Raw genomic sequence first — 10,566 nt, 5'->3', positions numbered from 1 at the left:
GTTCTCGCGATTTGGGCGATATGCCTATGACATCGTGGATGTACTTGAGACCTTATGTTATGGCAAAAGTTGTGATAAGACTGCTGTCCTTGAAATGGCCAAAACCGTTAGGGAGATGATTCTTCTTAGTGTGCGAGGGCTGGAAATAAGAGACAATGATGCATCTGCAAAACTTTATGAAATGGACGACAGTGTCGACGCTTTATATAGGAGATATCTACGTGAAATTATTGCTCGAGATGGCCAAGCTGGAGAAAAGACCGATTTACGCTGCTGTATCTCCGTCCTACTAATTTTGAGGTATTTAGAGAGAATTTCAGATCATGCCTGCTATATTGGAGACTCCATACGTTATAGTACAACGGGGATATCAAGTCCAAGGCGTTGACTATATAGTTTAATGTGAAAGATATAGTGGTATACGATTAATTACGGTAATATACTTATCGACGTGTACTTTAACAAGATTCTATTGAGTCGTCTATCTGAAGAAAACGAGGTACGCAAGATACAATTCACAGGTAGATCTACGTACATATTATCTTTGCCTAAAAGATGGATGAACGATATGCATCTTAAACCTGGTGATCCTGTCACAATTATACGGGAGATTAATAATTCTTTATCGATAGTCCCTAATGCAATAAGGAAACCAGTCTCAATCAATGAGGTGACTGCGTTCATGCTACAGGATCAGAACGGCAATTCATTGAAGCGTAAAGTTGTCTCAATGTATCTAGCCGGTTATAATATTATGCATTTGAAATCAAAAGCCGGTAGAATTACTTCTCTACAACGTGATGCAGTAAGGGAAGTAGTTCGAAGAAATTTGGTAGGGACAGAAATAATTGCTGACGCCTCAGATCTAATTACCGTCCAAGTTTTACTAAATTTGCCAGAGCTTTCAGTTAACACTGCTGTACGAAGAATGTTTTTGATTTCGACCGCAATGCATAAAGATGCAATGATTTCAATAGCCGAACAAAATCAAGATCTAGCAGGGACAATTTTAAAATCAGATGATGAGGTAGACAGATTTAGCTTGTATATATTGCGGAATCTAGTAATGGCTACCAAGAATGAGAGGATGCTTCAAGAAATAGGATTAAGTAGCCCTTCAGATAGTTTGAGTTATCGGGTTGCAGTACGAAGTATAGAACGTGTTGCCGATCACGCTGCAGGAATTGCCAACAAATGTCTCAAAATAACGGAGAAAATTTCGAAAGACGTACTTCAGAAATTAGATCGGATGAGCAGAATGTCGCTATCATTACTTAATGACTCGGTTGAAGCATTTCTACAAAGAGATTATTATTTAGCTGACAGTATTGTGGATAAAACTGTAAGCATACGGTCAATGGAAAACGAAATAATTCAAGTTCTGGACAAGACATCCTCTACGACAACGCGTGAATCTACAAACGTACAGATCAAGCTAATTTTGGAAGACATACGGCGGACAGCTGAGCATGCAAGTGACATAGCTGAAGCAGCTATGAATGAAACAGTGAGTGAAGTAATCGAAAAAATAACGATTCATGACAATGGGGTTCCTATCTAATTTAATCCTACAGGATCTAGTACTACTATAAGATATTAATATTTTAATTGATCTAATCATTGAACACAATCTTAAAAATCTATCATTCTGAATTATCGTAGCGATTGTGTAATCCAAGGTAGTACAGATGCTTTAAGTGAAAACCATACCTTACATCAATATACAAAACAGATGTAATTTCGATAACTTTGTGTTACACTTTTGGTTTGGAGATTAAATAGGCGTTTATTGTAATCTTTTAGCTTGCAGAAGTAGTTTTACTTTATCAAGCACTAAATCCATCTCCCCATTATCAATCTTTGGTTTATTTCTAAACATTGAGTGAATCGGGCCTGCTCCATCGTTATGAGTACGTGGGATAATATGAATATGGACATGTGATATTTCTTGCCCTGCCTCCACTCCATTATGTATTGCTATGGTGGAAGCTTTTGTTCCAGCCGCCTCTTCTACTGCTGCGGTTACATTTCTCAACAAATTAAACATTGAGGATGAATATATTTGGTCCATATCCTGTACTTTTGAATAGTGTTTCTTCGGAATAAGCAGTGTGTGCCCTTTGGATAATGGAAAGGCATCAAGAAATGCAATTGCGCATTCGTTCTGAGTGATAACTCTTGCTGAAATATTCCCATTTACAATATCGCAAAAAATACATTTTTTATCTAGTGGTTTCAACTATAATTAATACGATAGTGTCTCTTATTTATAAAAGACGTGAAAAATGACCTTAAGATTCCAGCAGTAGCAAAGCTATTTGTTTGGTAAAGTTTAATAACTGATCTTGAACTCTTCAAACTCTCCAACATACTTTTCATATTTTACGTCTACACTAATGACCTTTGCATTAGCTGGACCTGTGTTGCACCACCCAATCACCTGTCCTACATCTGATTGGGATCCTTCTAAAAGTACCTCCACCTGCCCATCTTGTAAATTACGAACCCAACCCTTTACGTTATTTCTTGCGGCCACTATTACAGTGTTTTGTCTGAAATACACCCCTTGAACCTTACCATTTATCAACAAATGTGCTCTAATTTTCTTGTTGTCGCCGCTGCTGCTATTATGATCATTTCCGGTAAATCTAATTTGGGAAGGCAATTGTGACAAATTAACTGCTGAACCCAAAATATATAAGCTTGTGTGTAAACCTAATCTAGATTATATCGCCCCCTTCTTCCATAAAAAGTCCTTCATACGAAGTACCTTTTCTTACTAATTTAAAATCTCCCTTAGAGGTCTTCATGATCACAGGTGGTTTTATCTGGCAGTGAAAAGGCATATTGAATACAAGAGAGTATGCTCCTACATTATAGAATGACAAGTATCTTCCAACCTCTGCTCCGCCAAGGAACGAAGACTTCGATAATGGAAACACGTCATAGGTATCACAAAGTCTTCCAGCCAAATGGATATTTTTTGTTGGCATGGTTGTGCTTTTCCCTTTGTCGTTAGGGAGTGAAAGTATTTCTTGTGGATACTCTTGCTTTAGAAGTGCAGCATCTAACAATAGATGGTAACCCGCATCCAATATAACAATCTTGTGTTCACTAAATTCCTTGGTATTCACGATTTTAGAAATCAGCATTGACGATTCGGCTACTAGAAATCTGCCACTTTCAATCATCAATTCGAATATTCCGTGGCTGCTTGCCAATTGGTTAAGCCGAGGAACTAAATATTCTGCCATTTGAGTTGGGCTCGGTACCGGTTCACTATAGAGTATTGGAGTGCCCCCACCAATATCAAATGTGTTAACCTGAAAGGTTGGAAACTCCTTCTTCATTCTTGTCATGAATCCATCCATTTTATCCAGTGCATGTATAAAACATGAAAAGTCCGTAATTTGCGATCCTAGATGAAAATGGAAGCCCTCGAACCTTAATAATTCGTTATTCATTAGGTGTTTAATTAGTTTAGGAGCACTATCGATTGTCCCTCCATTGAATGGGACACCAAATTTGCCGTTACGATAAGAAGCACGAACACCGGCTTTCACTCCTACTTCAGGATTAACTCTAATCATGGTTGGTACTTTAACTCCTATTTTCTCTGCGGCTTTTGCAAGATTTGTCATTCCATTAAATGAGCTTACTACTACCTTTCTAATGCCAGTTCGTAGTACCTCTAGATATTCCTCAAATTCCTCAGTAACGCTTGTGTATATCGCATTGTAAGGAATTGCCTTGCATCTTTTTATAAAATGCAGTTCACCGACCGATGTCAAATCAAAAGTTATGCCATCAGTTATGAAGGTACGTATTATTGCTGGACTAAAGTTAGCTTTAACTGAGTATGCAATCTTTAATGGTCCAACAAACTTGCTATATGCTTTATGTAGTTCTTTTACCTTTGCATGCAGTGTCTCTTCATCAATCAAATAGAGCGGGGTCCCGTACTGCGCGACCAAGTTGTTGATGTCATTGGGTTTTACAAAACGGTTCAACGCTGGTGTCGTTGGAAGTAGATTTTCCACCAGTTGAATCTGAGAATTCTCCACCAATTTCTTTTTGTTAATTTATTCGTAATCATATAACTTAAAAACATTGCCCTGATCTTTTTGCTCCTCGAATCTTTTTTTATCGTTCCTGATGCCATCAAATTTGGGTGGTCTTTTTACTATTCGTAAATACACTTTTTCAATTTTTTGACTATCTTTTGCGATCATTAAACCTAGACTCTGAGCCCTTGGTGTATCTTTAACTTTCGAACTACTGCGTGTTAGACGAAAGGTTCCAATAAGCATTATTACTTCATCTAAATGAAGGAGGAAAATTTCCTATTGTGTCTTTCTTTAAAACCATTTCTACCTCGCAGTTGATCGGCCGCTAATACAGATATCATCTCAGAGATACCATTTAACTCATGACCTCATAACATCGCCCGTAACCGTATTGAGGATTTTTTATAATATTTGAAAAATAGTTGCACATGTAAATGTGAAGAAGGAATTATTCAGAGTCTTATCTGTACAACTTGGTTTTAGGCGGTATACAACTAAAAAATCCAATTATTGGATTTATTGTGCTGATATTCTGGTAATAACTAGATCAAGATAAAAATTATTAAGCTAAACCCTCTGAAAAGTACCAACGAGATAAGGTCCGGCCTAGTAAATTCCACACTTGATGCATATAGGCAATTGTAGTAGAGGTCTTACCCAGAGAATAAGGCAGATGGGTATATCGTCTTTGGATGCAGGGCATTGGGTACAATGTATTGGGGTATAATGTATAATATTGGTATGTTTCGATTATCATCAGTTCGAGAAAAGCTGGCGTTATATTACTAATTTTCTCTTTTAAAAGGAGTAGATAGTGGTCCATTAGCATTAAGTAGCATCTTCACCCGAAGAGCAGTAGAACAATTTTTATGGAAGGAGGTTAAATGCTTTAACTAATATTATGCCGAAGACCCAAGCGATTATCTTAGGAAGCTGGCGGCTACTTTCCCACAATGGTCAAATAATTCCTCATAGCTGGAACTTACAACGTCAATTCTACACTAAATATTCTACACTAAATAAAGTGATTTGAAGGATAGAAGAAATGACCGTGGATTATTTTAATTAGCAGTGTGATCACGATGATTTAGATCTAATCTCGTTACTTTCTGTTTCTAGTAAACGACCGACATTTACTAGGAATCATATAATTATTATATCCAATTCGAGAAGAATTCTTTGAACCATTTAGCGTTACATGGTTATTTTTACTATTATTTTTATTTGATATTATGCTTGACAATTGGTACAAAATCTTTCTAATTATGGTACACAATACAACGATGTATGATCTAATTAAAAAAACTAACCTAAAGAGAATAAACCATTACAATTCTTTTAAACCTTACCGTTCAAATTGATATTGTCTCATTCTGGCTAATGTAAATGATCTCTCTAATTCAAAATAATTACATAGGAATTGACAATTATAGGCCTCAGAATTCAGATAGTGCAATAAGGTAGTATTAAATACAATTCTAGAATGTTATAAGTGGTTATTGAGAATATTTAACACCTTGTCCCGTCAGAAAGAGGAAGCATTGTCAAGAGATAGCACGGCACGTATACTCGTTTGTGGTCCTACTGTCTATGATTTCTCACATTTCGGGCATGCTAGAATACTTCTATTTTATGATTTATTGACAAGATACTTGGAGCAAAAAGGAATGAAGACAACTGCAATATTGAATATAACTGATATAGATCCTAAGATATCTTTTCGGGCGAAGGAGGAAGGATCTTCTGCTGCTGAAATATCAAATAGATTTATAAATGAACTGTTGATCGATATTCGATTCTTAGGGATTGAAACCTTCAGTATAGCTAGGACTTCGGATTACGTAGAAACTGCTAAGAATCTTGTACGTGGCCTAGTTACTGATAAGCGTGCCTACTTTACTAACGGCAATGTATACTTGGATACGAGTTCACTGGCTTCATATGGGCGGCTATCAAGGATGAGCAGAGATGAATTGATAAATAGTAGAGTCGATATAGCAAATGGGAAAAAGAATCCTAGTGATATTTTGCTTTGGAATGGCAGTGATGATTTTGGTCAGAAATATTATGACAATTATTTAGGGACTGGGGTCCCTTGGTGGCATATACAAGATTCTTCGGTGGCAATGTCACTTTTCAACGGGAAATACGACATACACGGCGGTGCGATCGAGTTAGTGTATCCACATCACGAGTCAATTATCGCGCAATTGCAGGTCTTAACGTCCAGCCAACAACCTGTAAAAATCTGGAATCATGTCGGATTAGTCACCGTAAATGGTAGAAAGATGTCCAAATCATTCGGTAATGTAGTAAGAATACGAGATATGCTCCAGAAGTATGGCTCGAACATAATTCGTCTGTATCTCTTTTCAAGGCATTATAGGCAGCCTTTCAAATTCTTACAATCCGAACTTGACAAATATTGTTTTATAAACGATAAAATTGCAAGTTCGCTTTGGAGAACCGCTGGTACTTCCAATCAGAGTAGTTCGAAACTGAAACAAAAATTTACAAGATATATAGAGAATGACATGAATACACCTGCGGCCTTGCAGGTATTGATAGAAGCCGCAACTCACCATGACCCTACGGATCTGAAGTACATGACACGTATTTTTGGACTCAACTATTGATGAAATTTAGGAAAGTCTGAATATCATTCCCCTTATCTACTTAATTGGCTAATGAATTAAGATACTATATTCTTTTCTGCTAGTACTATTATAGGCTTTATTCACACACGCACTTCCCCTTCGCCATTTCTATTACCATATTCTCTAGCATTCCTCTTCCCCATAGCAGACTTCTACGTAACATACGTGCTATAGAGAGGGTATTGTGTATTGGTAGTGGAGGAGGTGAGCGAAAGTGAACAGGTGGAGACTACATTGGGAGCCGCACTGCCTGACATATCTCACATTGGGGCTTGTGTTTCAATTACTACTTACCAAATTTAAATAAAAGCAGGCTTATCGAGGAATATGGTAAATCAAATCGCAATAATCGTAACAATTGCTGCAATATTGATTTCAATTCTTGTAGCATATTTTCACTTAGTCCAAGCATGAGAATCATCCCCAAAAAAATCAAGCTGAAGAGTCCGGCATAAGGTTTTTCCAAGCAGGACATCGTGAGTAAAGTACTTAATCCAGCGAGTAAATATGACGTCAAGATCAAACACTACAGGAGCAGCCGGGAATACAACTGCACACAGTTCGTCAATACCAACCACTCATCCTGCGGGAGCACTTGCAAGGTGAGCATCGACGATTAGGNTTAGGTAGTATCCACTTTCTTTGCTTCTATTATTTCTTCTCTCAATTCGAGCCTGTGTGCATCCTCCAAGATAGTAGTATTAATGTAAGACGTTGTGGTGTATGTGAACAGAATACAAGTAGTATCACAGAACGAGTTGGTGTGGGGTTACAACTGCTCATATATCGAGTACTATTGGCACAACCCACTCAGTATTTTATATTGACGTACCACAAGCATCAAGTGCTTCAGCTGGGATGGTTCTGTGGTTGGCCCCGGATTAACTGACAAAAGCTCCACATCCAACTTTTGAAGCCTGATTCTGTGAGATTCAGTTAGGCAGTGGGACACCGTGGAACAACCAGTGTGCTTATTAGTTTAATGATATGACAAACCGGCCCATGGTAAATCGCATAATTAGCCGGCTTGTCATATTTGCATCCTCTAAGCGCTATAACATATAGACGGCCTAAAAGATAAGGTTTACTAGATGCGCGTACTTTGCGGACGGACTATCAACGGATAAGGCTACGTATATGGTCTTAATTTCCATTTCTGGGATATTTTCCAATATCTCAATAGTCTGTCTAATACCTACTACCTTACCAGTATGACATTGAGCTTTCCGCAGCTGTTAAATGTCCACTACAAACCTTTGTCTTCCAACAAATCAGCTATTTGTTGAAATGTCATTTGACGATAATCGTTTAGATGAATAAGTAAAGACATAATGCTACAATGAAAGTAATTCTTAGTTTTGCAGTTACAACGCGGGTAATCTTCAATCCGTCTATATGGAATACAACTCTCTATTTGATCAATTATAGTCATTGGAATCATAACTGATTCGGATGCCAAAATAGCACTTTCGTCTTTGTTCGATTCTACATCGTAACCAAAATACTTGGCAACTGCGGCTAGTACACAATACTTTCCATTACCGTCAGAGAACGAACCATAAGTTTGTGGGACATTGAATAGTTCATGCTTAACTATGGTACTAAGCGTTGGTTGTAGTTTATGTTTTGATTTCTGCAGCATTGTAGATGCATCATTTTAGCGTATACTATCATACTTAATAAATACGAGACAAAATGCTTATTCTAAAGCGGAACAACTATGAAGTCAGAAATCACATATCTTTAAGCCCATAACAATGACTCAATAGCGTTGGGGAATTAATCATTGTTATGTCTGAGCCTCAAAGACGACCAGATTATCCTGGAAGAGATGCGTCAATCATTGCAAATAATATATTTAAACAACTTTGTGACTTGCCTGAAGGTTGGCATGATATTAGACCATTAGCTATGAATATAGGAGTATTTGCCAATAGTGAGGATGTTACATATGTCGGAGGCTGTTCTGGAACAGAGTGGGTTTATAGAATGTTATCCAGAGAAACATGATATCAGGTTAACTGGACCAGGTAGAGATAATTGTAGAGTTGGGATAGAGGTCTTACCTTCAGACTTACAATGGCTTAGACAAAGATTGGCTCAGTTGGGACTCGATTTTTATACAATTCCTTTTGAGGTGGGTTAAAGACTATTACTGCCTCCCTTTCGATAACATCAGGTGTTTTGCTAATATTTCCAAAGCTAGCCAATATACTGAGGTACCCAATTGATATGTCTAAAGCTCCAATTCACAACACCATTGCAACACCAATACAAGGTTCAACGATTGATGATATAGTTGAGGATTTTCTTTTCTTACGAGCTACTTACTTTTTTCGACATAGACACTTGACCGCATCTTCTATTAGAATCACTGCTATTCCGAAGGCCACACAATTTAATCCCTTTCTACCTATATGGTAACCGAGTGTTTCTCCCATTAGTATTGATCGAGAAGAAGTGACTAATAAAGAATTTTACTAATCTTAGGCATCTCCAAGAAGGTTTGCGGATGAGTTTTGTACTGTCATAGGCGTTCTGGCTTAACGTTAATAACTTTAAGCCAATTGCTATATATCTATTTGAGAGCCGCAAGCCAACTGCGCCAGACTAATTTAGTAATACTCGCTATAGCCCATTATCATAGGAAAAGAATACTTCTTATTGCTAGAACCAGCTATAAATCTCTTAGGTTGGAACATAACACATTTAGTATAACCAGGTGAACAACAACATGATTAGAATTCAAGATCTGAGCAAGAAAGTTGGTAATTTTCAACTAGGTCCTCTAAGCCTAGAAGTTGATGAAGGAGAAATTCTTGTGATATTAGGAAGAAACGGATCTGGAAAAACGACTATGCTAAATCTCATATCTGGAATAATGCAACCGGATCAAGGAAAAATATATTACAACCAAGTTCTGCTAAATAAGGTACCTTTAGAAAAAAGGAAGGTAGGATATATCTTCCAAAAACTATATCTTTTTCCGCATCTGAATGTTTTTTCCAATATCACTTTCGGCTTACGTCATAAAAAAGACAGAGAATCAATTATAAAGATGAAACAGATAATTTCAATATTAGGAATAGAACCATTACTTTCCAGAGATGTTCAAAATATGAGCGGTGGAGAACAGCAGAAAGTCGCGATAGCCAGGACCATCTTAACTGATCCCCTGCTGCTTCTTATGGATGAGCCCTTTACGAATCTGGATATCACATCAAAGCTTGTTTTGACACAAGCTGTCAAGACCACTGCCAACATATTCAAAATCCCTACTATTTATGTCACGCATCATCCAAATGAAGCTTTAGCCTTGGCAGACAAAATTGTGATCCTTGCCGATGGAAAGATTATCGAAGAAGGTACACGCGATGAAGTCATGTCTAGACCAAAACAACAATTCACTAGATCATTTATAGATACCTTAAGATTCAATAATAAACAAACAGAGTCGAAGGTAGATGGGGAACATTTACGATCGAACATTAGGTAAATCAGACCAATGCAATTGAAGTTTAAATGTTAATGTTAGGTTGGCTTTAGATACCTTTTCTTTACAATAAAGTGGCTGATAAAATAGTAACTATGGCTAAGACGATTTTAATTTGCAAAATGTAGATGAAGTATGCCTCCGTAGAGGAGCAGGCAGTTAGTTTTGTTAACTGATCATGCGTGAAATGATCCTCACCTCCGATTCAAGGCCTGAACAGTTTATACACATAATCCAAATTTATTACATACATAAACACTACCAGCAAATTCATGAGTCAAATGCTTCATAATCCCTCAGGGAAACTGTAATTTGAAGGGATGTTCGACGGTGGATTACCGTAGATAAT

General features: G+C 37.3%; 11 protein-coding genes. 5 read left to right on the top strand and 6 right to left on the bottom strand.

Features of this window, described 5'->3' with window-relative positions; all coding sequences use genetic code 11:
* Both DYY65_RS07615 and DYY65_RS07610 read left to right on the top strand, forming a co-directional pair.
* Nucleotides 1-388, top strand: a 388-nt coding sequence (locus DYY65_RS07615; RefSeq protein WP_201449397.1) for a phosphate signaling complex PhoU family protein, incomplete at its 5' end; no start/stop codon positions are given.
* A 63-nt stretch (nucleotides 389-451) separates the two neighbouring features.
* Entirely contained in the window at nucleotides 452-1,561 is a 1,110-nt protein-coding gene (locus DYY65_RS07610) for a PhoU domain-containing protein (RefSeq protein ID WP_370519325.1), read from the top strand.
* Between the two features lie 225 nt (nucleotides 1,562-1,786).
* On the opposite strand, the gene DYY65_RS07605 is transcribed toward DYY65_RS07610, so the two are convergent.
* From DYY65_RS07605 to DYY65_RS07590, 4 genes are all read right to left on the bottom strand, one after another.
* The gene (locus DYY65_RS07605) at nucleotides 1,787-2,239 is read right to left on the bottom strand and encodes an HIT family protein (RefSeq protein ID WP_162477376.1); all 453 of its coding nucleotides are present in this window, start codon (nucleotides 2,237-2,239) and stop codon (nucleotides 1,787-1,789) included.
* Nucleotides 2,240-2,332: 93 nt separating this feature from the next.
* The gene (locus DYY65_RS07600; protein WP_162477375.1) at nucleotides 2,333-2,665 is read right to left on the bottom strand and encodes an acylphosphatase; all 333 of its coding nucleotides are present in this window, start codon (nucleotides 2,663-2,665) and stop codon (nucleotides 2,333-2,335) included.
* Nucleotides 2,666-2,720: 55 nt separating this feature from the next.
* A complete protein-coding gene (locus tag DYY65_RS07595) occupies nucleotides 2,721-4,064 on the bottom strand; it encodes a diaminopimelate decarboxylase family protein (RefSeq protein ID WP_370519326.1) in 1,344 nt (447 codons plus the stop codon).
* Between the two features lie 18 nt (nucleotides 4,065-4,082).
* A complete protein-coding gene (locus tag DYY65_RS07590; protein WP_162477373.1) occupies nucleotides 4,083-4,310 on the bottom strand; it encodes a hypothetical protein in 228 nt (75 codons plus the stop codon).
* A gap of 1,298 nt (nucleotides 4,311-5,608) precedes the next feature.
* Here DYY65_RS07590 and DYY65_RS07585 point away from each other — a divergent pair.
* Nucleotides 5,609-6,703, top strand: coding sequence for a class I tRNA ligase family protein (locus DYY65_RS07585; RefSeq protein WP_162477372.1), 1,095 nt, complete (start codon nucleotides 5,609-5,611; stop codon nucleotides 6,701-6,703).
* A gap of 1,267 nt (nucleotides 6,704-7,970) precedes the next feature.
* On the opposite strand, the gene DYY65_RS07580 is transcribed toward DYY65_RS07585, so the two are convergent.
* The gene (locus tag DYY65_RS07580; protein WP_162477371.1) at nucleotides 7,971-8,366 is read right to left on the bottom strand and encodes a hypothetical protein; all 396 of its coding nucleotides are present in this window, start codon (nucleotides 8,364-8,366) and stop codon (nucleotides 7,971-7,973) included.
* A gap of 149 nt (nucleotides 8,367-8,515) precedes the next feature.
* Here DYY65_RS07580 and DYY65_RS07575 point away from each other — a divergent pair, with 149 nt between their 5' ends.
* Complete coding sequence (locus DYY65_RS07575) at nucleotides 8,516-8,734, top strand: hypothetical protein (RefSeq protein WP_162477370.1); 219 nt, start codon at nucleotides 8,516-8,518, stop codon at nucleotides 8,732-8,734.
* A 74-nt stretch (nucleotides 8,735-8,808) separates the two neighbouring features.
* Here DYY65_RS07575 and DYY65_RS12740 read toward each other — a convergent pair whose 3' ends face one another.
* Nucleotides 8,809-8,934, bottom strand: a complete 126-nt coding sequence (locus DYY65_RS12740; RefSeq protein WP_255457488.1) for a hypothetical protein — start codon at nucleotides 8,932-8,934, stop codon at nucleotides 8,809-8,811.
* A gap of 524 nt (nucleotides 8,935-9,458) precedes the next feature.
* Between DYY65_RS12740 and DYY65_RS07570 the strand changes: the two genes are divergently transcribed.
* Complete coding sequence (locus tag DYY65_RS07570) at nucleotides 9,459-10,220, top strand: ATP-binding cassette domain-containing protein (protein ID WP_162477369.1); 762 nt, start codon at nucleotides 9,459-9,461, stop codon at nucleotides 10,218-10,220.
* Nucleotides 10,221-10,566 lie beyond the last annotated feature (346 nt).

Origin of the sequence: Nitrososphaera sp. AFS (genome assembly GCF_009898475.1) — an archaeon.
In the GTDB taxonomy this organism is placed as follows: domain Archaea; phylum Thermoproteota; class Nitrososphaeria; order Nitrososphaerales; family Nitrososphaeraceae; genus Nitrosopolaris.
This window is presented reverse-complemented; position numbering and strand designations above follow the sequence as displayed.